This window comes from Alcanivorax sp. P2S70 (assembly GCF_000475295.1).
Classification (GTDB): domain Bacteria; phylum Pseudomonadota; class Gammaproteobacteria; order Pseudomonadales; family Alcanivoracaceae; genus Alcanivorax; species Alcanivorax profundi.
Map to the genome: position 1 here is coordinate 11,923 of NZ_AXBZ01000011.1, position 23,844 is coordinate 35,766.

The 23,844-nt window shown below is 59.0% G+C and carries 22 protein-coding genes; 5 read left to right on the forward strand and 17 right to left on the reverse strand.

Translation table 11 applies throughout. From position 1 onward, the window contains the following. Positions 1 to 254 precede the first annotated feature (254 nt). Positions 255 to 2,171 (reverse strand): DNA primase, encoded by a 1,917-nt coding sequence (gene dnaG, locus Q672_RS21940; RefSeq protein WP_022984581.1) that lies wholly within the window; start codon positions 2,169 to 2,171, stop codon positions 255 to 257. Between the two features lie 165 nt (positions 2,172 to 2,336). Between dnaG and Q672_RS21945 the strand changes: the two genes are divergently transcribed. Next, on the forward strand, positions 2,337 to 3,137 hold the full coding sequence (locus tag Q672_RS21945; protein WP_022984582.1) for a hypothetical protein: 801 nt from the start codon (positions 2,337 to 2,339) through the stop codon (positions 3,135 to 3,137). A 409-nt stretch (positions 3,138 to 3,546) separates the two neighbouring features. Here the strand turns inward: Q672_RS21945 and Q672_RS21950 are convergent, their stop codons facing one another. Both Q672_RS21950 and rpsU read right to left on the reverse strand, forming a co-directional pair. After that, positions 3,547 to 3,996: a GatB/YqeY domain-containing protein gene (locus Q672_RS21950; protein WP_022984583.1), complete on the reverse strand. Its 450-nt coding sequence runs from the start codon at positions 3,994 to 3,996 to the stop codon at positions 3,547 to 3,549. Positions 3,997 to 4,019: 23 nt separating this feature from the next. Continuing rightward, the gene (gene rpsU / locus Q672_RS21955; protein WP_007148705.1) at positions 4,020 to 4,235 is read right to left on the reverse strand and encodes a 30S ribosomal protein S21; all 216 of its coding nucleotides are present in this window, start codon (positions 4,233 to 4,235) and stop codon (positions 4,020 to 4,022) included. Positions 4,236 to 4,390: 155 nt separating this feature from the next. Between rpsU and tsaD the strand changes: the two genes are divergently transcribed. Continuing rightward, positions 4,391 to 5,416: a tRNA (adenosine(37)-N6)-threonylcarbamoyltransferase complex transferase subunit TsaD gene (tsaD, locus tag Q672_RS21960; RefSeq protein ID WP_022984584.1), complete on the forward strand. Its 1,026-nt coding sequence runs from the start codon at positions 4,391 to 4,393 to the stop codon at positions 5,414 to 5,416. A gap of 58 nt (positions 5,417 to 5,474) precedes the next feature. Here tsaD and plsY read toward each other — a convergent pair whose 3' ends face one another. Next, the gene (plsY, locus tag Q672_RS21965; protein ID WP_233192138.1) at positions 5,475 to 6,065 is read right to left on the reverse strand and encodes a glycerol-3-phosphate 1-O-acyltransferase PlsY; all 591 of its coding nucleotides are present in this window, start codon (positions 6,063 to 6,065) and stop codon (positions 5,475 to 5,477) included. 174 nt (positions 6,066 to 6,239) lie between these two features. Here plsY and folB point away from each other — a divergent pair, with 174 nt between their 5' ends. Together folB and folK are read left to right on the forward strand one after the other, a co-directional pair. Next, entirely contained in the window at positions 6,240 to 6,602 is a 363-nt protein-coding gene (folB, locus tag Q672_RS21970; protein WP_022984586.1) for a dihydroneopterin aldolase, read from the forward strand. Continuing rightward, positions 6,595 to 7,101 carry a 2-amino-4-hydroxy-6-hydroxymethyldihydropteridine diphosphokinase gene (gene folK, locus Q672_RS21975; protein ID WP_022984587.1) on the forward strand — a complete coding sequence of 169 codons (507 nt, stop codon included), beginning with the start codon at positions 6,595 to 6,597 and terminating at the stop codon, positions 7,099 to 7,101. The genes folB and folK overlap by 8 nt, the downstream gene beginning before the upstream one ends. A 251-nt stretch (positions 7,102 to 7,352) precedes the next feature. Here the strand turns inward: folK and Q672_RS21980 are convergent, their stop codons facing one another. The 4 genes from Q672_RS21980 to Q672_RS21995 form a co-directional block, all read right to left on the reverse strand. Beyond that, entirely contained in the window at positions 7,353 to 8,282 is a 930-nt protein-coding gene (locus Q672_RS21980; protein WP_031226111.1) for a DUF4124 domain-containing protein, read from the reverse strand. Further along, positions 8,273 to 8,710, reverse strand: a complete 438-nt coding sequence (locus Q672_RS21985) for a DUF4124 domain-containing protein (RefSeq protein WP_035481879.1) — start codon at positions 8,708 to 8,710, stop codon at positions 8,273 to 8,275. Before Q672_RS21985 ends, Q672_RS21980 begins: the two co-directional genes overlap by 10 nt. A 70-nt stretch (positions 8,711 to 8,780) precedes the next feature. Next, complete coding sequence (locus tag Q672_RS21990; RefSeq protein WP_199175813.1) at positions 8,781 to 9,518, reverse strand: pteridine reductase; 738 nt, start codon at positions 9,516 to 9,518, stop codon at positions 8,781 to 8,783. Next, positions 9,497 to 10,732, reverse strand: coding sequence for a multifunctional CCA addition/repair protein (locus tag Q672_RS21995; protein ID WP_022984592.1), 1,236 nt, complete (start codon positions 10,730 to 10,732; stop codon positions 9,497 to 9,499). The genes Q672_RS21990 and Q672_RS21995 overlap by 22 nt, the downstream gene beginning before the upstream one ends. Positions 10,733 to 11,046: 314 nt before the next feature. Here Q672_RS21995 and Q672_RS22000 point away from each other — a divergent pair, with 314 nt between their 5' ends. After that, on the forward strand, positions 11,047 to 11,973 hold the full coding sequence (locus tag Q672_RS22000; RefSeq protein WP_022984593.1) for a DMT family transporter: 927 nt from the start codon (positions 11,047 to 11,049) through the stop codon (positions 11,971 to 11,973). A 32-nt stretch (positions 11,974 to 12,005) separates the two neighbouring features. Here the strand turns inward: Q672_RS22000 and Q672_RS22005 are convergent, their stop codons facing one another. The 9 genes from Q672_RS22005 to Q672_RS22045 all read right to left on the reverse strand — a co-directional run bounded on the left by Q672_RS22005 (position 12,006) and on the right by Q672_RS22045 (position 23,815). Continuing rightward, complete coding sequence (locus tag Q672_RS22005; protein WP_022984594.1) at positions 12,006 to 13,523, reverse strand: SpoVR family protein; 1,518 nt, start codon at positions 13,521 to 13,523, stop codon at positions 12,006 to 12,008. After that, a complete protein-coding gene (locus tag Q672_RS22010) occupies positions 13,520 to 14,803 on the reverse strand; it encodes a YeaH/YhbH family protein (RefSeq protein ID WP_022984595.1) in 1,284 nt (427 codons plus the stop codon). Before Q672_RS22010 ends, Q672_RS22005 begins: the two co-directional genes overlap by 4 nt. Positions 14,804 to 14,901: 98 nt before the next feature. After that, a complete protein-coding gene (locus tag Q672_RS22015; RefSeq protein WP_022984596.1) occupies positions 14,902 to 16,824 on the reverse strand; it encodes a PrkA family serine protein kinase in 1,923 nt (640 codons plus the stop codon). 275 nt (positions 16,825 to 17,099) lie between these two features. Next, on the reverse strand, positions 17,100 to 17,906 hold the full coding sequence (locus Q672_RS22020) for a symmetrical bis(5'-nucleosyl)-tetraphosphatase (RefSeq protein WP_022984597.1): 807 nt from the start codon (positions 17,904 to 17,906) through the stop codon (positions 17,100 to 17,102). Positions 17,907 to 17,960: 54 nt separating this feature from the next. Beyond that, positions 17,961 to 18,362, reverse strand: a complete 402-nt coding sequence (gene apaG / locus Q672_RS22025) for a Co2+/Mg2+ efflux protein ApaG (RefSeq protein WP_022984598.1) — start codon at positions 18,360 to 18,362, stop codon at positions 17,961 to 17,963. A 43-nt stretch (positions 18,363 to 18,405) separates the two neighbouring features. Further along, positions 18,406 to 19,191, reverse strand: coding sequence for a 16S rRNA (adenine(1518)-N(6)/adenine(1519)-N(6))-dimethyltransferase RsmA (gene rsmA / locus Q672_RS22030; RefSeq protein ID WP_022984599.1), 786 nt, complete (start codon positions 19,189 to 19,191; stop codon positions 18,406 to 18,408). A gap of 1 nt (position 19,192) precedes the next feature. Then, complete coding sequence (gene pdxA, locus Q672_RS22035) at positions 19,193 to 20,221, reverse strand: 4-hydroxythreonine-4-phosphate dehydrogenase PdxA (RefSeq protein WP_022984600.1); 1,029 nt, start codon at positions 20,219 to 20,221, stop codon at positions 19,193 to 19,195. Then, positions 20,218 to 21,543: a peptidylprolyl isomerase gene (locus Q672_RS22040; protein WP_022984601.1), complete on the reverse strand. Its 1,326-nt coding sequence runs from the start codon at positions 21,541 to 21,543 to the stop codon at positions 20,218 to 20,220. The genes pdxA and Q672_RS22040 overlap by 4 nt, the downstream gene beginning before the upstream one ends. Then, positions 21,536 to 23,815 carry an LPS-assembly protein LptD gene (locus Q672_RS22045; RefSeq protein ID WP_022984602.1) on the reverse strand — a complete coding sequence of 760 codons (2,280 nt, stop codon included), beginning with the start codon at positions 23,813 to 23,815 and terminating at the stop codon, positions 21,536 to 21,538. Before Q672_RS22045 ends, Q672_RS22040 begins: the two co-directional genes overlap by 8 nt. Between the last annotated feature and the right edge of the window lie 29 nt (positions 23,816 to 23,844).

Genomic DNA, 23,844 nt, shown 5'->3' on the forward strand with positions numbered 1-23,844 from the left:
TGCGGGGTGCCTCCAGCGTGATGGTGGCGTGGGAAAACGGCGTATTATACCGGGAGATGGGGGTTACGGCCAGTAATTGCAAGGGCTGGAGACAGTGAACCGTTAACAGTGAATAGTTAACAGTTGATTGAAAATCAAAGGCTTGTACTGCGGGAGGGGGCTCCGCGGTGCCGGGGAGAGGTTGGAAGGCGGTGATCCTGAGGGCCGGCCATGCTCCTTTCCTCCAAATTTGTGATTCACCCTTTTCAGGGCCGCTAGTGGAAGGGCTTGCGGGCGTGCTGGCGGGCTTCGGCCAGGGCTTTGTGCAGTTCCTGCCAGTGTGAGGCGTCGGGGATGCCGGCTTGTTCGACCTCTGCCAGCGCCGCTTCGAGTCGGGCCACTTCCAGCTGAGAGAGGGCGTCCTGCCACAATCGGGTCGCCATGGCTTCTTCCATGGGCGGTTTGAGGCTGGCCTTGAGCAACCTTGCCATGGTTTCGCCCTGTTCCAGGGCCATGAGTGCGCCCAGCAAGGCCGCAGGGCGATGGTTCTGGCGGCACAGACCCGCGACCTGGATCAGCAAATCAATGTGCGGGATGGGGAGTTGCTCAACCCCGTCGGGCAGCGGCTGTGCTTCGATGAGTTGCGGGTAGTCCAGCAGTACCAGCACCAGGCGTTCCACCATGGTCAGCGGTCCCTTGCGGCGGCTGCTGGTGTGACGAGGTGAGTGCCCCAGATCCTCCATGGGAGGCAGGTCATCTGCAGGGTAGAACGCGTCTTGCTCTGGTGGCGGAATGGCATCGCCCCACTCGGCGGGAGGGGGTTCCTCGCCCCAGCTCTGCTGGGTGGCTTGCGGGCGTGGCGTGGGGGCTGCCGGGGTCGGTTCCGGCTTGGCCGGTTTGAGCTGACTGAGCGATTCCTTGTCCAGCCGGGTGAGGCGGGCCAGTTCTTCTGTCAGCAGGGCGCGATAAACCGGGCCGGCCGGCTTGTCGAGATAGGGCAGGGCGAGCCGCGCCAGTCGTGCCCGGCCATCCACGGTATTCAGGTCCAGCCCTTCGGAGAGGTGGCGGAACAGGTAGGTGGAAAGGGTATCGGCCTGGTCGGTGAGTGCGCGCAAGGCTTCGGGGCCCTGGGCTCTGACCAGGGTGTCAGGATCTTCGCCGTCGGGAAGGAACAGGAAGCGGACCTGCTTGCCGTCGTCCAGGGCCGGGAGCAAGGATTCCAGCGCCCGCCAGGCGGCGCGTACCCCGGCCTTGTCGCCGTCGAAGCAGAGGATGACCTCGTTGACCTGTCGGAACAGTTTGCGGGCATGATCTTCGGTGGTGGCGGTGCCCAGGGTGGCTACCACATTGGGCACGCCGTGCTGGGTCAGGGCGATCACATCCATGTAGCCTTCCACCACATAGAGGCGATCGCTGCGGTCGCGGCTCTGGCGCCATTCCCACAGGCCGTAAAGCTCCTGGCCCTTGTGAAAGACCGGGGTTTCCGGGCTATTCAAATATTTGGGTTTGCCGTCGCCCAGCACCCGGCCACCGAAGCCGATGGTGCGGCCACGGCTGTCACGGATAGGGAAGATGATGCGGTCGCGAAATTTGTCGTACACCCGGCCGGTGTCTTCACGGCGAACCAGTAGTCCGGCGGTCAGGGCCTGCTCCAGTGCGGACTCGGTGAGCGACAGGCCATTGATCAGGTTGTCGTAACCGGGCGGGGCGAAGCCTATCGCGAATTTCTTAGCGATCTCGCCACTCAGGCCACGATTTTTCAGATAGCTGACGGCCTTTTGCTTTTCCGGGGCCTGGCGAAGCTGCTGGCTGTAAAAACGCTCGGCGCGGCTCAGCAGGTCGTAAAGGGACTGCAGGCGGTCCTTGCGTTGTTTGTCTGCTGCGGTTTCCGGCCGGCTTTCCGGCACTTCCATGCCCGCCCGGCTGGCCAGCTGCTTGACGGCCTCCGGGAAGTTCATGTGCTCGTATTCCATCAGAAAGCCCACCGCATTGCCGGACGCTCCGCAGCCAAAACAGTAGTAGAACTGTTTGTCCGGGGCGACGGTGAACGAGGGGGTTTTTTCCTGATGGAACGGGCAGCAGGCGCTGTAATTGCGTCCGGTTTTTTTCAATGGCACACGGGCATCGATCAGTTCTACCAGATCGGTGCGAGCGAGAAGATCCTGAACGAAATTTTCCGGGATGCGGGCCATGGGACGAGTTTGCGCCAAAAGACTGTGTATTCAACCAGAAAGTGTTACAAGGGGGTAGTCTGACAGGGAGGCGAGACCGTCTCCCTGCTTTTCCCCAAAGGGGGTAGAGAAACCGGATTCAGACGTGAATAATACCTTAAAATCAGTGATTCAAGGCAGGACGCCATGGCAGAGGGAAGTTCTCAGGCTGTACAGGCATATTTGCAGCTGAATGGTGTGGTCTGGAAACTGCTGGACGACGGTACGCTCTCGCTGTTGTTGGCCGGTGCCCTGTGCTCCTCGCCGCTGGTCGCTGCGGAGTCGTCCGCGTCCGGTCAGCAACAAGGGCTTCGCATTGCTGTCCATCAAGGTCTGCACGAGATCTACAAGGATGACCTGAAAAACATGACCTCGGTGCTCGTAGAGCAGCCTGCAGGAATGTTCATCAACGGTCATTCTGACGGAATTCTCACGTTGGAGTCCCTGGATGATCTTGGCATGGGGTATGTCAGTGAGAAGCAGGGCGGACGCCCCTTCGCGCTGGTGGTTGGCGTGTGGTTACCGGATGTGGCCTTGGACTCGGAAGACGACAAGGAAGAAGAGCGTGATCCGGAGAAAACCTATCTGGACGAGGAAACCGTACTGCGCCAGGCCTATTCTGGCCAGATCGCGGGCAGCCAGCAGGTGCGCCTGTACTTGCTTGATCGCCACCATCAGCGCGTCGCGCAAGATCGGTTGCTGGACGCCTTTATTGCCTACCCGCCGGAAGACGACGAGGATGCACAGGCCGTCAAGGCTGACACTGAAGAAAAGGCAGACGTGACCGCCATTGTGCGCCCAGCCGATGCCACCACGGAACAGAACCGTCCGGTGGAGATCCGTGAGTACGACAGCGGTTTGCTGGTGCTGCCGTCCCCCCAGATGATGCAGGCCAATGCGGTGACGCTGGGCGTAGCGGAGCCAGTATACGTTGGTGGCTATCGTTAACCGGTAATCGCGATGCGTACTTCTTGAAGGCGCAGGGTAAGGGGTGTGGTGATGGGCTGCACCCCTTTTTCGTGGGGTTCAGAGATCAGGTGATCATCGCCAGCAGGCTGGCTCCCACAGGGGGCTACCGGAACGGCGGGAGCGGGTTGTTGTGCAAGCGAATGGGGTGAGTCCGCGCACGGCAGATTGCCGGAGGGAAGTTAATAGTTAACAGTTAATAGTGAATAGTTAACAGCGTAAAACCATGCAGGGGGGTTGGTTTTTGGCTCTCCAGCTCGCGTCTCGCTGCTCGAGTCGTGTTGTCGAACAGGGAAATATCGGTGCAAGAAGGGGCAGGAACGCGTATGGCATACCGCAAGGTGGAATCCAGGTATCTATGCGGAATGTGGTTGGCTGCAGGGGCGGCGGTTTAGCTGTTCAGCTTGGCGCGAACTTTACCGCTGGCGGCGCCCATGTCGGCACGGCCTTGCAGTTGCGGCTTGAGAATGCCCATGACCTTGCCCATGTCCTGCATGCCGGCGGCACCGGTGCTGGCAATGGTTTCATCGATCAGGGTCTCGATTTCCGCATCGGTCAGCGGTTCGGGGAGGAATTCCTGGAGCACGGCCATTTCCGCTTCTTCCACTTCGGCCAGGTCGGCACGGTTGGCGTCACGGTATTGGGTGGCAGAGTCCTTGCGCTGTTTGATCAGCTTATCGAGCAGGGCCAGCACACGCTCGTCATCGGGCTCGATGCGCTCGTCCACTTCGATCTGCTTGATGGCTGCCAGCGCCATACGAAAAACGCCAAGACGTGCCTTATCTTTGGCACGCATGGCGTCTTTCATGGCTGCAGTGAGCTGCTCTTTGAGCGCACTCATCAGACGTCTCTACTCAGCGGTGCTTAGTAAAGGCGCTTGCGAGCGAGTTGCTCACGCTGCAGTTTTTTCAGGTGACGCTTGACGGCTGCGGCACGCTTACGCTTACGCTCTTGAGTGGGCTTCTCGTACTGCTCGCGACGACGCACTTCAGACAGGATGCCCGCTTTTTCACAGCCACGCTTGAAACGGCGCAGGGCCACGTCAAACGGTTCGCCTTCTTTCACCTTCACCTGAGGCATGAAGAATCACCTTCCTAGAAATTAGAGTTTATGGATTTGCTGCGGGCTCAGGTGGTCCCATATGCAGCGAGGGCGCGATTTTACCTGAGTGGGCGGGAAATGCAAATCTGGTGTGGTGGCGCTATCATGGCGGCGGATTTCAACGGACAGGCATCATGCGCGTATTGGGTATCGAATCAAGCTGTGACGAGACCGGGGTGGCGGTTTACGACACCCGTGAGGGGTTGCTGGGCCAGGCGCTGTTCAGCCAGGTGGACATGCATGCGCGCTACGGCGGCGTGGTGCCCGAACTGGCCAGTCGTGACCACGTGCAGCGGGTGCTGCCGCTGGTCAAGCAGGTGCTGGCCGAGGCCGATACCCGTGCCGATCAGCTTGATGGCGTGGCCTATACCGCTGGCCCCGGCTTGGCCGGGGCGCTGTTGGTGGGCGCCGGTGTGGCCCGTTCCCTGGCGTTTGGCTGGGGGATTCCCGCGGTGGAAGTGCACCATATGGAAGGCCATCTCCTGGCGCCCCTGCTGGAAGCGCGGGCGCCACAGTTCCCTTTTGTCGCCTTGCTGGTCAGCGGTGGTCACACCCTGTTGCTGGATGCCAAAGGACTGGGCGATTACGCGATTCTTGGCGAATCGGTGGATGATGCTGCCGGGGAGGCATTCGACAAGGCGGCGAAAATGATGGGGCTGGGCTATCCCGGTGGGCCGCGCATTGCCGCGTTGGCGGAAAAGGGCACTCCGGGGCGCTTCCGTTTCCCTCGCCCGATGACCGATCGCCCGGGGCTGGACATGAGTTTTTCCGGGCTGAAGACCTTTACCCTTAATACCATTCACGACCTGGGCGGGAAGGATGCCCTGAGCGAGCAGGATCGTGCGGACGTTGCGCTGGCGTTTGAAGAGGCCTCTGTCGATACCCTGATCATCAAGTGCCGCCGGGCCATGGAGCAAACCGGTTACACCCAGTTGGTTATGGCGGGAGGTGTCAGTGCCAACCGTTCCCTGCGGGCAAAGCTGGGTGAGCAGATGAAAAAGCGGGGGGTAGAGCTGTTCTACCCGGCCCCGCAATACTGCACGGATAACGGCGCCATGATCGCCTTTGCCGGGGCGCTTCGATTGCAGGCAGGAGAGTCTGCGGAGCTTCCCATCAAGGTGCGCGCCCGGTGGCCGCTGACGGAGCTGGCGGCGCTCTGACCGACCACCCTTGGCCCTGCCGCCGGAGCGCCGCCAGCGACGCTCCTGCTATTGAGGGCTAATCCTTCTTCTTGAATCCCAACTCTTCCCCGCGCAGGATTTTTTCCAGGTTACTGCGGTGGCGAACGATCATCACAACGGACATCAGCAGAATCGGCCAGAACGCCGGGTATAGCCAGGCGAAGATGCAGGCAGGGGCGACCACGAAAGCGCTGAGAGAGGCGATGGAGGAAATCCGGTTCAGGGCGAACACAGCGAGCCAGGTGGCGCCGGCCACCAGACCGCTGGGCCAGTGCAGGGCAAACAGCAGGCCGAAGGCAGTGGCGACGCCCTTGCCGCCTTCAAAACGGAAGAAGATCGGGTAGAGATGGCCGATAAAGGCGCTGGTGCCGGCCAGTGCGGCGACCAGAGGACCAAGTTCCAGCCAGCGGGCGATCAGTACGGGAATGACCCCTTTGAATACATCGCCCAGCAGTGTCAGGGCCGCGGCCGGCTTGCCACCGATACGCAGCACATTGGTGGCGCCGGGGTTGTTGGAGCCCTCAGTCCGTGGGTCCGGATAGCCGAACAGGCGGCAGACCAGAATGGCGCTGGAAATGGAGCCCATCAGGTAGCCAGCCACACATAATGCCAGCAGCCAAAACCACACGTCCTGTAATGTCCCTGCTTCCACCGGCTATAATCTCCATTCGTATCGCGGCATGCGGCCATATTGTACACATGGCAACCCGGTCGCCTGCGTTGCAAGCGTAACATCTGATTACCAGCAATGGGATGATGCCAATTCGGACGTCATGCTGTTGTCAGCGCCGAGAGGGCGAGTATGGACATCGTTTATATCAATGATTTGAAAGTGGATACGGTTATCGGCATTTTCGATTGGGAGCGCCGCATCCGTCAGACAGTTAGCCTGGATCTGGAAATGGCAGCGGACATCCGCAAAGGTGCCGCCAGCGATCACATTGACGATGCCCTGGATTACAAGGCAATCGGCAAGCGGGTGATTGCCTTTATCGAGGGCAGTGAATTCCAGTTGGTGGAAACACTGGCGGAAAAGGTGGCGCAACTGGTGCTGAGTGAATTTCAGGTGCCTTGGCTGAAATTGCGGCTTAGCAAGCCCGGCGCTTTGCGGGGATCGCGGGATGTCGGTGTCATCATTGAGCGGGGTGAACGTCCCCATGGGTAATTCCGCTGACACCCGGGTGTACCTGAGCCTGGGGTCCAATATTGATCGTGAGCATCATATCCGCTCCGGTCTGGATACGCTGGAAGCCGCCTTTGGTGAGCTGACCATCAGCCCTGTCTATGAAAGTGAAGCGGTCGGGTTTGATGGTGATGCGTTCTACAACCTGGTGGTGGGAATGACCACGGCCTTGCCGGTGGGGGCGTTGGAAACGCGGTTGAAGGCTATCGAAAAGGACCATGGCCGGGTGCGCGGCGAGAAAAAATTTTCCAGCCGGACTCTGGACATCGATATCCTCACTTACGGTGATGTGATCGGTTCGGTAGATGGCGTACAGCTGCCCCGCGATGAAATTCTCAAGCATGCCTTCGTATTGAAGCCGTTGGTCGATCTGGTGCCTGACGGACGGCACCCGGAAACCGGGCAGGCCTACCGGGATATTCTTGAGGGGAGCCACTTTGCTGCTCAGAAGCTGTGGGTGGTGCCATTCGAGCGATATTAGCTACGGGCTACGCTCGATTGGATAGAAAAATCCAGCCAGTTCCCGGGTTTTCAGAAAAACGGAAAAGCCTTCAGCCTCGCCAAGCTTGGCGATCTCAGATCGAGTACGGGCCATGCCTGGATGGCGAACCGAACCCATGCGAGGTATAGGCTCCAGGGCCTATACAGGACGCGGCTTGCATGGCACCTGGCAGAATCCGCGGCCCCTGCAACCCCAGCCTGAATATCAGACCTGATAGATGCCGCGTTCGATCAAAATACCTCGGGTTTCATGCCTTGCTGGGCCCAACGATAAAAATCATATTCCAGTCGTGACAAGCCCCCGGGATACAGGTGGGCAATACGCTGCAGGTCGGGGCGCTGATCACTCTTCTCCAGATCCTGAAGCAGGCGCCGCAGGGTGCTGCGCCCTACCGGTTTCGACATCAGGAAAGCGGTGGTTCCCCACGCGACAGTGTAGGGAATGGCATTGAGCTGGTGAGCTAGACGTCGCCATTGCTGGTCATCCATGGACAGATACTGGCGCATGGTGATCAGGTTGCCGTCGTCCAGCCATTGTCGAATCCGTGCCTGGGCAGAGGGCAGGGCGGTGACGACGGCTTGCCCGTTGTCTTGCACTTTCAGCATCTGAAAATACTGTGCCAGACCTTCATGCATCCACACCGGGGATGCCGGAGACAATTGATACAGCAGCACGTGGCTGGATTCATGGAGGATGGTCTGGGCAACCTTGTCGTCATCGGCATCCCAGCGCCACACCGCAACTTCATTGGTGCGGGGCAGAAAGACGCCAGCATAGTGCGGGTTACTCTGGCCGATGCGGGCCTCCATCCATTTCCGGAAGTCTGCCTGCGCAGTGAATAAATACAGGTTTACCTCGGCAGTCCCGTTCAGATCCAGACCGAAGTCTTGACGGTAGCGTTGATAAATCGTCTCAATGGCACGCAAAGTCTGGTCGTGAAGGCCCTCCGGGAGGGTGAAATCCTGGTGGTGAATGTGAATTTGCAGTGGTGTCCTGGCGCGGGTGACGCGCGGGGTGATCACGTCGACCGGTTGTTGCTCGGGTGGCCTGTCTCCGAAGTGAAGTTTCCCGTCTGCGTCGCGCCACTGATAAATTTCTGCCTGTGCGGGCAGGATCGGCAATAACGATGCCAGAGCGAGCAGGACCGGTATTATCCGCAATGTTCTTTAATCCACTTTTTCGTGTTGTCGATGTCTTCGCTGACTTCCTGTGCCGATGCGCTTCTTTCCGTGCCGTCATCATTTACATATACAAAGCGGCTATTCAAACGTTTGAGGCGATCATTGGCTTCCTTGCACGCTCCCGCCATGGCTGCCCGCTCCTTGTCTTCCGCTTCCTTTTGGGCGTTGCGTTCGGTTTGTTCTACGTCGCGAAGGCGAAGGGTGCGTTGATGAATTTCATTAACGCTGTCGCCCTGGCCCAGTAGCGCAGGAGGAGTAATCTGAACCTCTTCATGATTTTCTCCGGCCTGCGGAGCCCGGTCGCCAAACTGCCAGTTGCCATTCTCGTCTTTCCAGCGGTAAATCTCTGCACTGACCATCGGTGGCCAAAGCAGTACGATTCCCATTAGCAGGATAATTCGTGTCATGGTTGCCCCAATAAAATAAAACGTTTTTATGGCCTTGAAGTACGCAATGCGCTATCTGCAGGCGCTTTTGTTATCCCCCCTGGAATGCCAGTGATCGCCCGCCGTCCACGGCCAGGATTTGGCCAGTGACAAACCCGGCATCACGGGCAAGCCATGCCACGGCGCCTGCGATATCAGCCGGTTCTCCGCAGCGTTTAAGGGCGGTAGAGGCGGTGATCGCCTCTTGATTCATTTGTCCGGCTTCCGGCCACAGAATCGGACCCGGTGACACCCCGTTAACCCGAATATCCGGGCCCAGTTCTCTTGCCAGAGAGCGAGTCATCATTGCCAGTCCCGCCTTGGCCATGCAATACAGGGTATGCTTTTCGAGCGGTTTTTCTGCATACACGTCGACAATATTAATGATGGCACCCCGGTGTTTACGCAGTGAGGGCGACAAGGCCTGGCACAGCAAGTAGGGGGCACGCAGGTTGCTGTGCATCAACGCATCCCAGTCTGCATCGGTGGCCTCCTCAAGGGGGGTGGGATAAAAGCTGGAGGCATTGTTGACCAGCAAGTTCACTTGCCCAAACGCAGCCAGGGCATCACCACCTAACCGACGAACCTCGTCAGGTTTATCCAGGTCCGCCTGCAGAACTCGGGCGCTGTCAGGGCGAATACTATTGAGCTGGTTGGCCAGCGTGTTGGCCTGGGTATCACTGTTACGGTAATGAATGATCACCCGCATTCCTTGCTGGTGAAGGGTTCGGGTGATTTCAGCGCCGATACGTCGTGCGCTGCCGGTAATCAGGGCGACGGGGTCCATGATTGCTTGTACTCCATGATGGCGTGGATGCGCGCCTGGGTGATGGCCTCCCCAAGGGCCGGGCCTTGCAGTCCCTGCTGGCGCAGTGAGTCAATGTGGATATCGCGGGCGGCGTTCGCTGCGCCACGCAGATAATCCGCTTGGGGGTAATCTCTGTCTTCAAACCCCGTTCGGCCCCGGGCGTCTGCCTCACAAGCCCGCAGAAAGTCGTCCAGGCGTTCTGGACGTCGCAAGACGTCCAGTGCCTTGAACAGTTTCCATACGGTGGTGGGTTTGAGTTCCAGTGCCCGATGGCTGTGGGTGTGGAACTCCGCCACCAGCGCGGCCAATTGAGCGGTTTCCCGCGGCACTTTCAAGCGCTTGGAGACCTTGTTACTCAACCGGGCACTGCGAATTTCATGAGCAATGTGCCGTGGCCATTCTTCCTCGGGGGTTTTCCCCTTGCCGAGATCATGACACAGCAGTGCATAGCGGGCGTGAAGGCTGAGTCCCAGCCGGGCGCCCTGTTGAAGGCACAAATACTGGTGTACCAGTGTGTCGATTTCAGGATGGTGTTGTTCCGGTTGCGGTACGCCATCCAGTGCTGCCAGTTCCGGGAACAGTACGGCAAGCGCGCCGCAGGCATGGAGTACCTGAAAGAACACCTGCGGATCGCGTTCCATCAGCGCGCGGCTGGTTTCTTTCCAGACCCGTTCTGCCACCAGATAATCCAGCTCGCCGGAGGCGACCAGCTGTTTCATCAGCGTCAGGGTGTCCTCCGCCACACGGAAACCCAGCCAGTGGTAACGGGCGGCAAAGCGGGCCACGCGCAGTACCCGTAACGGGTCTTCTGCGAAGGCCGGGGAGACATGGCGAAGCAGGCGGGCTTTCAGGTCTGCCTTGCCATTGAACGGGTCGATGACCTCACCTCCCGAGGCGCGTGCCATGGCATTGATGGTGAGATCCCGTCGTACCAGATCCTCTTCCAGGGTTACATCGCTGGCGGCATAAAAGGTAAAGCCGCCATAGCCATGGCCGGACTTCCGCTCGGTGCGGGCGAGGGCGTATTCCTCTTTGGTTTTCGGATGCAGAAAGACAGGGAAATCCTGACCCACGGGCTGATAGCCCTGTGCCTGCATCTCGTCGGGGGTAGCGCCGACCACCACCCAGTCCTTTTCGGTGACGGGCAGGCCGAGCAATTGATCCCGGACCGCACCGCCAACCAGATACATTTTCATCTTGTGCGCCTTTGCATTCTTGAGCAGAATGTTCGCATGCTTTCTATCGTACTGAAACTCAACATGCTGGTCGTCGACCGCTGTGCACGCAAATGGCGTGCGCAGGGACGGCGGCTGTCTGACTGATTCGTTTCAGTTCTTCAAGAAGGCCGCAGCGTCCCCGACCTGCGGCCTTCTTTCGTTTTGGGGGTTTGCAGGTCGGTTTTAGTCGCGGGTAACGAGTTTCGAGTTGCGAAAACCTTTAAACCCTCGAGGTTTCAGATTTTCGTCACTCGCTCCTCGAAACTCGCGTCTCTCAAACCCAGGAGAACGAAATGCCAACCCTGGCAGCGTATTTGATCGTGGTAGCGGTGTGGGCAACCACGCCGTTGGGGATTAAATGGAGTGGTGACGCCATGGCGCCACTGGCGGCGGCCGGTGTGCGTATGGGGATTGCTGCGCTGCTGGGGCTGGTGTGGTTGTGGTGGAAGCGTCAGCCGTTGCCTCTGACTCCCCGTGCCAGGGCGAGCTATCTTGCTGCGTTACCGGGAATCTTTGGGGCCATGGGCTGCAGTTATATGGGGGCAACCTATCTGCCCTCGGGGCTGGTCTCGGTGATCTTTGGTCTGGCGCCGTTGTTGTCAGGGCTGATGATGCAGTGTCTGCCGGGCAGCGTGCGGTTGAATGCCTGGCACTGGGGGGCCTGCGTGCTCGGGCTGCTGGGGTTGATGCTGGTGTTTGATGAAAGCCTGGCACAGCTGTTGGCAGGGGGAGACATGGGAGACCGCGGCATTGGGCTGTTGTGGATGCTGACCGCGGTGACCCTGTTTGCCGGTAGCGGTATCGCTGTGCAGCGGGTTGGGGCCGGATTGCAGCCGATGCAGCAAACGGTGGGCGGGTTGCTGATATCGTTGCCATGCTATGCCCTTGCCATGGCGGTTACCGGTCAGGCGCCCGTGTGGAGTGGGGATGTCCGCGGACTCTCTGCCATTCTATACTTGGCGTTGTTTGGCTCATTGCTGGGTTTTTACAGCTACTTCCAGATCCTGTCACGGCTGCCGGCGGCGACGGTGGCGTTGGTGACCCTGATTACCCCGGTGTTAGCGCTATTGCTGGGCAACCTGTTCAACGGTGAAAGTCTGGGCGTGATGGTGCTGGCGGGCGCACTGATGATTGTGCTGGCCCTGTCGCTGTTTCTGCTGGGCGACCACAAGGTGCGTCGGGCAGTGAAACGCCTTGAAGCCAGCAGAGTGGCGGCATAGCAGTGGTGGGGCCCCTGGTTGGGGGCTCCGCCTCACATTACGGTAATGGGTTCGGTGACGGGGGGCATGGAGTAGCTTTCCGTCACGGTGCCGTTTTCCACACTTTCCAGGTGCACATCGAATTTCCACAGGCGATGCAGGTGGCGTAACACTTCCGTGGCGCTGTGTTCATCCAGGGGGCGGCCATCACTGCGCTGATGACGAAGGGTCAGGGCCCGGTCACCATGAAGGTTGGCGCTGACAATCTGGATGTTGGGTTCCTGAATGCTCAGATTGTATTGCTCTGCCAGTGCATCGCGGACTTTCTTGTAGCCGGTTTCGTTATGAATGGCAGAAACTTCCACGTAGTCATTGCGATCATCGTCCATGATCTGGAAGAACTTGAAGTGGCGAATCAGGCGCGGTGACAGGAACTGCTGGATAAAGCTTTCATCCTTGAAGCTTTCCATGGCGAATTTGACGGTTTGAAGCCAGTCGCTGCCGGCCATCTCCGGGAACCATTCCCGATCCTCATCGTCCGGATTTTCGCAGATGCGGCGAATATCCTGGAACATGTTGAAGCCCAAGGCATAAGGGTTCATGCCGCTGTAAAAGGAGGCCGAGAAAGGCGGCTGGTAGACCACCTGGCTATGGTTCTGCAGGAATTCCAGCATGAAGCCATCAGTTACCTTGCCTGCGTCGTACAGGTCATTGAGGAGCGTGTAGTGCCACAGGCAGGCCCAGCCCTCGTTCATTACCTTGGTCTGACGTTGCGGGTAAAAGTACTGCGCCATCTTGCGCACAATACGAATGATTTCTCTTTGCCAGGGTTGTAGAAGCGGGGCGTTCTTCTCCAGAAAATAAAGCAGGTTTTCCTGGGGCTCAGCCGGGAACCGGGTCGCGGCTTCACGGGTGCGGGCTGCCGGTTGCAGCTGGGGGAAGGTGCGCCACAGTTCTGATACCTGTTTTTGCAGAATATCCTCACGCTCGCGTTGGCGCTTGCGTTCTTCAACGGCGGAAATCGGCGAGGGACGCTTGTAGCGGTCGACGCCATAGTTCATCAGGGCATGGCAGGAGTCGAGGGTTTCTTCCACCGCAGTGACCCCGTGACGTTGCTCGCAATCGGCGATGTAGTTACGCGCGAACACCAGGTAGTCGATGATGGATGACGCATCCGTCCAGGTTTTGAACAGATAGTTGCCCTTGAAGAACGAATTATGTCCGTAGCAGGCGTGGGCAATGACCAGAGCCTGCATGGTGATACTGTTTTCTTCCATCAGGTAGGCGATACAGGGATCGGAATTGATGACGATCTCGTATGCCAGGCCCATCTGACCGCGACGATAGCGGCCCTCGACTTCAACGAACTGTTTCCCGAAAGACCAGTGGTTGTAGCCGACGGGCATGCCCACCGATGAGTAGGCATCCATCATTTGTTCAGAAGAAATGACTTCAATCTGATTCGGGTAGGTATCCAGCCCGTACTTGTTGTGGGCAATGTCGGCGATGGCTTTGTCGTAGTCTGCCAGCAGTTCAAAATTCCAGTCAGACCCTTCAGACAGATACGTCATGCTTCTTCCATCCTTTTCTTGAAGAGTTGCCGAAACACCGGATAAATCTCACCGGGCTCATCTATCTGTGCGATGGAAAAGGCGCCGGGATGTCGAGCCATAATGGTTTCGTAATGATCCCAAAGCGCCTGATGGGCCCGCGGCATGACTTCCACATAGGAGAAATACTGCATTTTGGGGAGCAGTTCTTCTTCAATCATTTTGGCGCAGGCGGGAGAGTCGTCATTCCAGTTGTCACCGTCTGAGGCCTGGGCGGCATAGATGTTCCACTGATCGACCGGGTAGCGCTCGTTGATGATGTCCCGCGTCAGTTTCAGGGCGCTGGAGACGATGGTGCCGCCGGTTTCCCGGGAGTAGAAAAACTCCTCTTCGGTAACTTCCTTGGCACTGGTGTGATGGCGGATGAACACCACCTCGATCTGGTCGTAGTTGCGTTCGAGAAACAGGTACAACAGCAGGAAGAAACGCTTGGCCAGGTCCTTCATGTCCTGATTCATGGAGCCGGAGACATCCATGATGCAGAACATCACCGCACGGCTAACCGGTACCGGCTCCTTGATATGGTGGTTGAAACGCAGGTCGACGGTGTCCAGGTAGGGGATGCGTTCCACGCGTCGCTCCAGCCGGGCAATCAGCTCGTCCAGCTCCTGAAGTCGTGCCTGGCGCTGCGGAGACTGATCCTGCTGTAGCAGTGTTTCGCGCTCTTCCTTCATGTCACGGATGCGGCGTCGAGTGGCGGCGGTCAATGCCCGGCGGCGCATGGAAGCCTGGCGCATGGACCGGACGATGTTGATCTTGGCGGGCATGCCCTGGCTGACAATGCCGCCGTGGCGGGTCTTGAAGACCTGGGCGCCTTCAAGGTGGCGTTTCACCAGGTTGGGCAGTTCCAGATCTTCAAACAGGAAATTGAGAAATTCCTGCTTGTCGATTTCAAAGGCAAATTCATCCTGACCTTCACCCTGATCACTGGCGTCACCTTCACCGCTTCCCTGGCCGCCTCCGCCTTCCGGGCGTTTGAAGCGATCGCCCTGATTGAACTCCTTGTTGCCCGGGTGAACGATGCTGCGCTGTCCGCCGGGGCCATGGTGAAAGATGGGCTCCGAGAGGTCCTTTTGCGGAATGCTGATGCGCTCACCTTGCTCCATGTCCTGAATGGAACGGCGGTTGACCGCATCGTTGACGGCCTCACGAATGTGCGAGCGATAGCGGCGCAAAAACCGTTGCCGGTTCACTGTACTTTTTCGCTTGTCATTGAGGCGGCGGTCAATGATGTAGCTCATTCGTTTCTCCCGACTTCGCCGACGGCGACGAAGGTGCCCCGCTTGAGGCGCACGTCGTCGCCGTCGGTTCGCGCCTCAAGCGGCGCGCTGCAGCGGCGTTACTGCGCCTTTCTCACACGCAGATACCATTCGGATAGCAGGCGAACCTGCTTCTCGGTATAACCGCGGGAGACCATTCGTTGCACAAAGTTGTTGTGCTTGCGCTGGTCGTCCTCACTGCCCTTGGCGTTGAATGAGATGACGGGCAACAGGTCTTCCGTGTTGGAGAACATCTTTTTCTCAATCACGTCTCTCAGTTTCTGGTAGCTCAACCAGCTTGGGTTCTTGCCGTGGTTGTTAGCGCGGGCTCGCAGTACAAAATTCACCACTTCGTTGCGGAAGTCCTTGGGGTTGGAAATGCCGGCGGGTTTTTCGATTTTTTCCAGGTCTTCGTTGAGCGCCTGACGATCGAAAATTTCGCCAGTATCCGGGTCACGGAATTCCTGATCCTGAATCCAGAAATCCGCATAGGTGACGTAACGGTCGAAGATGTTTTGCCCGTACTCGGAGTAAGACTCCAGGTAGGCGGTCTGAATTTCCTTGCCGATGAATTCCACATAGCGCGGCACCAGGTATTCCTTGATAAAGCGCCGATACTGCTCGGATTGTTCCTGAGGGTATTGCTCCTGTTCGATGCGTTGCTCCAGTACATGGATCAGATGTACCGGGTTGGCCGCCACTTCGGCGTGATCATAGTTGAACACCTTGGAAAGAATCTTGAAGGCAAAGCGGGTGGAAAGTCCGTTCATGCCCTCGTCTACGCCGGCCATGTCGCGATATTCCTGCATGGATTTGGCATGCGGGTCCACATCTTTCAGGTTCTCGCCGTCGTACACCCGCATCTTCGAATAGATACTGGAATTTTCCGGTTCTTTCAGGCGGGTGAGGATGGAGAACTGCGCCAGCATGTGCAGGGTGTCAGGGGCGCACTGGGCATCGCGCAGGCTGGAGTTTCTCAGCAGCTTGTCGTAGATCTGCACTTCTTCGGTGACGCGCAGGCAGTAGGGCACCTTGACGATATAGACGCGGTCGATAAAGGCTTCATTGTTCTTGTTGTTACGGAAGGTGTGCCATTCCGCCTCGTTGGAGTGCGCAAGAACAATGCCGTCATAGGGGATGGCGCCGAGGTGCTCGGTACCATTGTAGTTGCCTTCCTGGGTGGCAGTGAGCAAGGGGTGCAATACCTTGATTGGCGCCTTGAACATTTCCACAAATTCCAGGATGCCCTGGTTGGCCCGGCACAGGCCACCGGAGTAGGCATAGGCATCCGGGTCGTCCTGAGCGAAGTCTTCCAGTTTGCGGATGTCCACTTTGCCGACCAGTGCCGAGATGTCCTGGTTGTTCTCATCGCCGGGTTCGGTCTTGGCTACGGCCACCTGATCCAGAATGGAGGGGTAGCGTTTCACTACCCGAAACTGGCTGAGGTCGCCGCCAAATTCATTCAGGCGTTTTACTGCCCAGGGTGACATGATGGTGCGAATGTAACGGCGCGGGATGCCGTATTCTTCTTCCAGAATCGGCCCGTCCTCTTCCGGGTCGAACAGCGACAGGGGGGAGTCGTTTACCGGCGATCCCTTGATGGCGTAGAAGGGCACGCGCTGCATCAATGCCTTGAGCTTTTCGGCCAGTGAAGACTTGCCCCCGCCGACCGGGCCGAGCAGGTAAAGAATCTGTTTCTTCTCTTCCAGCCCCTGGGCTGCGTGGCGGAAATAGCTGACGATGTTTTCAATGACTTCTTCGAGGCCGTAGAACTCATCGAAGGCAGGGTAGCGGCGGATCACCTTGTTGGAAAAGATGCGTGACAGTCGGGGGTCCTGGGAGGTGTCGACCATTTCCGGTTCGCCAATGGCCATCAGCATACGCTCCGGGGCGGTGGCGTAGGCGCTGGGTTCGCGTTTGCACAGGTCCAGGTACTCCTCCAGCGACATTTCTTCTTGCTGGGTCGCTTCGAAACGGTCCTGGTAGTGGCGGATAATGCTCATGCCGGCTTCCTCCTGCGGAACCTAAATTGTCACAACGAAACTACATTCAGGGTGATTCCTTGTTGGTGAAAATAACGTGTAAATGAATGGGAAAACGATGTCGCTGAGCATCGCTGCCAGCGTCATCAGACAGCTTTAGGATGTAACCAAACCGCGCAGCAAGTCAAAGGGAAGCGAAAACATTTTCGTCAAAAAAAGGATGAAGTGTAGGGATGTCGGGCTGGGCGTCACGTGGCCTGCAGGCTGCGCGGGTTTTTGAAAAGATTTTTTGAAAATCAGCAGTGGCACTGGATTCGTGTGAGATCGTCCAGTCGTAATGCCGTCAGGCTGCCGCCCCAGACACAGCCGGTATCCAGCGCGTCTACCTTGGCGACCCCAGTATGGCCCTCGAGGGCGGCCCAGTGGCCAAACAGCAGGCGGGTGCCGGTGGCTTTGCGCTGTGGGTGCAGGAACCAGGGCAAAAAGCCGCTGGGGGGAGCGTCCGCTTCGCCCTTGGTGGTCAGATCCAGTTCTCCGGCGGTGTTCACGAAACGCATTCGGGTGAAGTGGTTGGTGATCACCCGCCAGCGGTCGGGGCCGGCAAGGCTGTCGTCCCAGCCTGCGGGCTGGTTTCCGTACATATGGGCGAAGAACTCACCGCAGCGATCGTCTTTCAGTACCGCCTCCACTTCTGCGGCGCGGCTGCGGGCTTCAGCCAGGGTCCACAGCGGTGGAATGCCGGCATGGGTGAGGGTGGCGTTGTGCTCGGGGAGATCGATCAGCAGCGGGTGCTGTTGCAGCCAGCCCAGTAATTCGACACGATCCGGGGCATTGAGGATCTCTGCAAGGGTGTCCTTGCGCTTGCTCTCGGTTGCGCCGTGGGCTACCGCCAGCAGATGCAGGTCGTGGTTGCCCAGCACGCTGTGCACATTGTCACGCAGCTGATATACCCGCCGCAGGGTGCCTAGCGAATCCGGGCCGCGGTTGATCAGATCCCCGGCCAGAAACAGCCGGTCACGATCCGGGTTGAAAGCGATTTTTTTCAGAAGACAATCAAAGGCTTCCAGACACCCCTGCAGATCCCCAATAGCGTAATCGCTCACCCGACCTCCCCGACTGCAGGCCTGTTGCGTGTTGCGTGTTGCGTGCTGGCGTTATCAATGCAGTGCATGCGGTACAGCAAGGGTGAAGGCCGGGATGTCTGCATCAAAATGAATGCCATCTTCGCCAATCATCTGGTAACTGCCACGCATACTGCCGACTTCGGTTTCCAGTACTGCGCCGCTGGTGTAGCGGAAGCTCTGGCCGGGTGCCAAGTGCGGTTGTTCGCCGATCACGCCTTCGCCGTGGACTTCCTGAACACGCTCTTCCCCATCGGTAATCACCCAATGACGGGTCAGCAGTCGGGCACTGACGGTGCCTTCATTGAGGATGGTGATGTGGTAGGCAAACACCCAGCGCTGGCTGGCCGCGTCGCTCTGGTCGGCAAGGTATTCGGTTTCCACGGTAACCCTGATCTGGTGGCGTGGGTCACTGGGGGGCCGGTGGCTGGCGGTCATGGGTGCTCTGTCTCCCGATGCTGGCGGTGATGGTGCGAAGAAATCAGCTCTGTGGCGGGCTGAGATTGGCCAGTGCCACATAGTCGGCCACGGACAGTTGATCCGGGCGCAGGCCAGCATCAATGCCTGCGGCCTCGAACTGCTCCAGGCTAACCAGGGATTTTAAACTATTGCGGATCGCCTTGCGTCGTTGTGTGAAGGCCTGAGCCACCAGGCGGCGCAAATGGTCTTCATCGTCGGCAGGGTGCGGCAGTGTCGGGTAGGGCAGCAGCCGTACCACGGCGGAATCCACCTTGGGGGGTGGGCTGAAGGCGCCCGGTGGGACAAAGAACAGGTAATCGGCCTGGCAGTAGTACTGCACCATGATCGACAGGCGCCCCCAGTCCCGGGTGCCCGGGCTGGCTGTGAGCCGGTCCACCACCTCCTTCTGCAGCATGAAGGTCATGTCGCTGATGGCATCGGACTGGCTGAGCAGGTGGAAGATCAAGGGGGTGGAGATGTTGTAGGGCAGATTGCCCACGACTCGCAGGGGCTTGTCCGCCGGCTTGAGGGTACGGAAATCGAACTTCAGGGCATCGCTCTCATGAATGCTCAGGCGGTCAGGGGTGTTTTCCTGGCGCAGCAGAGTAATCAGGTCGCGGTCCAGTTCCACCACGTGCAGGTGTGGCAAATCTTCCAGCAAGGGGTAAGTGAGGGCGCCACGCCCGGGGCCGATCTCCACCACGGTATCGTCCTGCTTCAGGTCCAGGGTGCGGACCATGCGGTCGACCAGATTGCGGTCGTGCAGGAAGTGCTGGCCGAAACGCTTGCGGGTGCGGTGTTCTGTCATGTCATGGATCCTGTGGAGTCGCCAGATTCAGCGCCAGGCGGGTGGCAGCGACCAGGCTGCCAACCTTGGCCTGGCCGGTACCTGCCAGCTCGAAGGCGGTGCCGTGGTCCACGGAGGTGCGGATAAACGGCAGCCCCAGGGTGATGTTGATAGCTTCGCCAAAACCGGCGTACTTGAGTACGGGCAGGCCCTGATCATGGTACATGGCGAGTACGGCATCGTGCTGGTTCAGCAATGCAGGCTGAAAGGCGGTATCAGCGGGCACCGGGCCAGTGAGGGTAAAGCCCTGCTGGCGCAAGTGCTCAAGTGTAGGGATGATCACGTCCAGTTCTTCGCGCCCCAGATGGCCGCCTTCCCCGGCATGGGGGTTGAGGCCCAGCACCAGAATGCGTGGCTGCGCAATGCGGTACTTGTTGACCAGATCATCGCGCAAAATGGTGAGAGTGCGGGTCAGGCTATCGGGGGTGATAGCGGCGGGGACTTCACTGAGCGGAAGATGGGTGCTGGCCAGCGCCACACGCAGGTCGCGGGCTGTCAGCATCATCACCACCCTGTCTACGGCGGCTTGCGCAGCCAGAAACTCGGTATGCCCGGTAAAGGCAGGGTCGGCACCCTCGCAGATCACGTTCTTGGCGACCGGAGCTGTCACCATGGCCGAAAAGGTGCCGTCCAGGCAGCCACGGGCGGCGCGGGTGAGCATATCCAGGGTGCCCTGGCCGGTGGCCGGGTTGGGTTGGCCTGCGGTCACCGGGGCGCCGGCGGGAGTGTGCCACACGCAGACAAAATCCGGGGTCAGCGGGTCACGAATGGCGGGGTCGCCGGGCTGCCAGTCACCCAGGGAGGGTGTCTTGCCAAGCAGGGCGGCCCGTTGGCTCAATACGGCTTTGTCACCAATCAGCACCAAGGGCTGCTCTGGAAACAGGGCGGGCAAGGCCAGAGCCAGATCCGGACCGATACCGGCCGGATCGCCGCAGGTAATGGCAATGGGACGTGCTGGTGTCAGACGTCCGGCGTCCGACGGCTGGCTCACAGGCGAATATCCACGTAGGACTCGCCGCGTTTTTCCTGAATCCAGGTTTCCAGTTCTTCTTCGAAACGGCGCTTCTGAAGCGCCTGGGTTGCCTGCATACGGCGGAATTCGTCGCTCATGTCCGTATCGCGAATGTCGTCGACGCGCAGGAAATGCCAGCCGTACTGGGTCTCAAAAACGGGCGACAGCTCACCCGTCGGGGTATTGAGCATCATGTCTTCGAATTCCGGCACCATTTCACCCCTGTTGACCCAACCCAGTTCGCCGCCATTACGGGCGCTGCCCGGGTCATCAGAATGCTCGGCTGCCACCGGGGCAAATTCACTTTGCCCGCTGGCGATCTGGTCGTGCAGGCGCTGGGCTTGCGCGTGGGCCTGTTCACTGTTGGTCAGGGCGTCGGTCTTGATCAGTACATGGCGCACCTGATACTGGGTCACTACCTTCTCGGCGCCGCCACGGCGGTCGATCATCTTGAGAATGTGAAAGCCGGCGCCAGAGCGAATGGGAGCTGAAATCTCGCCCTTTTGCAGTGAAAGGGCGGCTTCGGAGAACAGGCTTGGCCACTGGGCCGCCGGTCGCCAGCCCAGATCACCGCCTTCCAGGGCCTTGGGGCCATCTGAGACGGATACCGCCACTTGCTGGAAATCTTCACCGCCGGCAAGGCGGTTCTCAACGTCCTGGGCCTTGGACTGGGCAGCCTGGACGTCTTCCGGCGATGCGCCACCGGGTACGCGAATCAGGATATGGCCGAGGCGAAAATCTTCCTCGAACATCTGCTTACCCATCTCGGAGCCCAGAAAACGGTCCACTTCACGGTCTGTGATGCGGATACGGGAGGCGACACTGCGTTGCTGCAGGCGGGAGATGATCATGTCTTCGCGGATCTGCTCGCGGAACTGGTTCCAGTCGTAACCGTCTTCACGCATGGCGGCGGCGAAGTCTTCCAGGGTCATGCCGTTCTGGCGAGCGATGCCCGACATGGCCTGGTTGAGGCTGGCATCGTCCACCTTGATGCCTGCGCGCTCTGCCAGTTGAAGTTGCACCCGCTCGGTGATCATGCGGTCCAGCACCTGTTCGCGCATGATGGCGGGAGGGGGCAGTTGCTGGCCCTTGTCCTGGAACTGCAGGGCGATCACGTTGATGCGCTCATCCAGTTCGCTGGCCATGATGGCGCCATCATTCACGACAGCCACAATGCGATCCAGCATCTGAACTTTAGCCTGGCCCAGTACCGGAAGGGACAAGGCCATGGCCAGCATCAACCAGCGCAGGGCGCTGGTGGGGTGAATGCTGCGTGCAGCGTGCAGCGTCTGGTTATTCATACTCTCTCCTGTATCCCGGAATACTGCGTTCCAGCAAGGAATCCACCTGGCCACCAAAGCCGCCCAGGCCGATCATCTGAATCTGGAACCAGACGGTGCTGTCGGCTTCCAGATCGCCGTCGCCATCGTCATCAGTGAGCTCACGCTGACTGAGCAAGCGCAGTTTCCAGCAGCAATTACGATATTCTGCCCCGGCCATGGTCTCCAGGGTGCGTTCATTGTCCAGGTCGTACATCCAGCGTCCGACAATGCGCCAATGGCGATGTACGGGCAGGATGGCACTTATTTCCGATTGCTGGATATCGTCGGCGGGGCGGTCGTGGAAGCCCATGTTGAAAATACGCCGTTCGCGGTCGTTGTAACCGATCTGGAAGTTGGAGCGTTCCCGCTCATTAGCCTCCAGATCCCATTGTGCCTCAGTGTAGAGGTACCAATCGTTGGCAAAGTTCCACCGCAGATCACCGACCAGAGGGGTCTGGTCGTCGGTGGGGTCTTCCAGGGAATCCTCGGTGAAGACCTTGCGATCATCGAAGTAGAACCCCTGGGCGGCCCGCAGACGCAGTTGTTCCCTGCCGCTGGCATCGTGGAGGAAACGACTGGTCAGGCCCACGGCCAGCTTTTCTTCATCGCCGATGCGGTCGTAGCCGATAAAGCGATTTTCCCGGAACAGGGAATTGTAGGAAAAGGTCACTTCACGGGTGTCGAAGTTGGGCAGGCTGTCCTGTTCTTCGAAGGCGACCTTGTTGACGAACAGGCGAGGTTCCAGGGTTTGTGTGAAGGCGCTGCCGAACCAGTTGGTCGGACGTTCGAACACCAGCCCGGAGTCCAGGCTGGCACCCCAGGTGGTCATGTCCGGGTTGTCTTCCTCGGTGGCATCCACGCTGTCGAGCTTGTACTGGGTGTGATACAGCCGCGCGCGGGGTTCGACGAACCACCAGCTGTCCTGCAGGCGCATGCTCAGGGCGGGAGCCACATGGCCACGCAGGCCAGAAGCTTTGCCGCTGTCGTCGGAGCTGCTGCGTTCGAAGGCGGTCATGTCCGATAGCCATAGCCCCTTTACCGGGCCCACCAGCGTCGGGTCGCCGGTGATTTGCAGCTGTGGCAAGCGGCGGTAGGGCAGGTCTTCATCGGCCAGCGTCGGGTCGATGGTTTGCCAGGACTGCATGCGCCCCAGTACCTGCCAGGTGCGACCGTAGTAGCGGGCTTCAGCCAGCCGCGGCAGGTGAGTCTGGGAGCTGATTTCGAGGCCGGTATCCAGATCCTTGAAGTAGAAGTCATCGGATACGTAGTTGAAATCGGTCTTCAGGTTCCAGCGCCCTACATTCCCCAGATGCGACCAGCGTGCCACCTGCCGGTTTTCATCATCGAACTTGCGGTCGTTGAAAAGAATGCCGTAGCTCACTTCCCCCTCACCGTAGGGGGTCAGGTAACGGAACTCCGTGTCCGCGCCACTGCCACGACCGTCGATATAACGCGGAGCAATAGTGGCGTCCATCTGAGGGTGAAGATTGATGTAGATCGGCTGCGAGATATCCAGTCCGTTGTCATCACCCAGTGCGATGGTGGGGAACAGCAGGCCGGTCTTGCGCCGGTCATCAATCGGGAAAGTGATCCAGGGTAGCCAGAATACCGGGGTGCTCTTTACTTTCAGTACGACGTCATTGGCTTCGCCCCAGCCCTTGTCCCGGTCAAGGAAAATGCGTTTGCCGTGCAGTGACCAACCATTGGAACCGGGTTGGCAGGTGGTATAGCTGCCGTTGGTAATGGTGGTGGTAGTGTCGGTCAGGAAGATGTAATCCGCACTGCCTCGGGAGGACAGGTCAAACAGGGAGTAACGCACCCCCTGCAAGCTGCCTTCCCGGCGGCTGGTTTGGCCGCTCATGCTGTCGGCAATAAAGGTCGCTTTATTGCTTTCAAGGCGCAGGCCGCTCTCCAGTTCGTATTTACCGGTAGACTGATCCAGCTGGGCGACATCTGTGGTGATACGGCGGCCGGGCTGTTCAATCAGAACGTCGCCGTCCAGTGAGATCAGGCCGTCCTGGGTCAGGGTGGAATGGTCGGCGGTGACTACCGTGTCGCTCCCTTCCACCGGGATCCCCACGGCCGGGTTATAGTAGATGCCGCCGCACCAGTCAGGGATCACGCGCTGCTGCACCGCAGGGAACGTGGCCATTTGTTCGCGGTCCACCCAGTTAAGGTCGTTATCCGCGTTGCTGGCCCCGGCGATGAATAGCAGGGCGGGTATCAGAATTCGTTGTGTGGGCAGTGGCATCGGCTGCTCAGAACAGGTAAAAAGGCCGT

Bases quoted from the DNA above. Each gene is read 5' to 3' on its own strand.
- dnaG (WP_022984581.1), bottom strand. From the start codon at position 2,171: ATGGCCCGCATCCCGGAAAATTTCGTTCAGGATCTTCTCGCTCGCACC.
- Q672_RS21945 (WP_022984582.1), top strand. From the start codon at position 2,337: ATGGCAGAGGGAAGTTCTCAGGCTGTACAGGCATATTTGCAGCTGAAT.
- Q672_RS21950 (WP_022984583.1), bottom strand. From the start codon at position 3,996: ATGAGTGCGCTCAAAGAGCAGCTCACTGCAGCCATGAAAGACGCCATG.
- rpsU (WP_007148705.1), bottom strand. From the start codon at position 4,235: ATGCCTCAGGTGAAGGTGAAAGAAGGCGAACCGTTTGACGTGGCCCTG.
- tsaD (WP_022984584.1), top strand. From the start codon at position 4,391: ATGCGCGTATTGGGTATCGAATCAAGCTGTGACGAGACCGGGGTGGCG.
- folB (WP_022984586.1), top strand. From the start codon at position 6,240: ATGGACATCGTTTATATCAATGATTTGAAAGTGGATACGGTTATCGGC.
- folK (WP_022984587.1), top strand. From the start codon at position 6,595: ATGGGTAATTCCGCTGACACCCGGGTGTACCTGAGCCTGGGGTCCAAT.
- Q672_RS21985 (WP_035481879.1), bottom strand. From the start codon at position 8,710: ATGACACGAATTATCCTGCTAATGGGAATCGTACTGCTTTGGCCACCG.
- Q672_RS21995 (WP_022984592.1), bottom strand. From the start codon at position 10,732: ATGAAAATGTATCTGGTTGGCGGTGCGGTCCGGGATCAATTGCTCGGC.
- Q672_RS22000 (WP_022984593.1), top strand. From the start codon at position 11,047: ATGCCAACCCTGGCAGCGTATTTGATCGTGGTAGCGGTGTGGGCAACC.
- Q672_RS22005 (WP_022984594.1), bottom strand. From the start codon at position 13,523: ATGACGTATCTGTCTGAAGGGTCTGACTGGAATTTTGAACTGCTGGCA.
- Q672_RS22010 (WP_022984595.1), bottom strand. From the start codon at position 14,803: ATGAGCTACATCATTGACCGCCGCCTCAATGACAAGCGAAAAAGTACA.
- Q672_RS22015 (WP_022984596.1), bottom strand. From the start codon at position 16,824: ATGAGCATTATCCGCCACTACCAGGACCGTTTCGAAGCGACCCAGCAA.
- apaG (WP_022984598.1), bottom strand. From the start codon at position 18,362: ATGACCGCCAGCCACCGGCCCCCCAGTGACCCACGCCACCAGATCAGG.
- rsmA (WP_022984599.1), bottom strand. From the start codon at position 19,191: ATGACAGAACACCGCACCCGCAAGCGTTTCGGCCAGCACTTCCTGCAC.
- Q672_RS22040 (WP_022984601.1), bottom strand. From the start codon at position 21,543: ATGAATAACCAGACGCTGCACGCTGCACGCAGCATTCACCCCACCAGC.
- Q672_RS22045 (WP_022984602.1), bottom strand. From the start codon at position 23,815: ATGCCACTGCCCACACAACGAATTCTGATACCCGCCCTGCTATTCATC.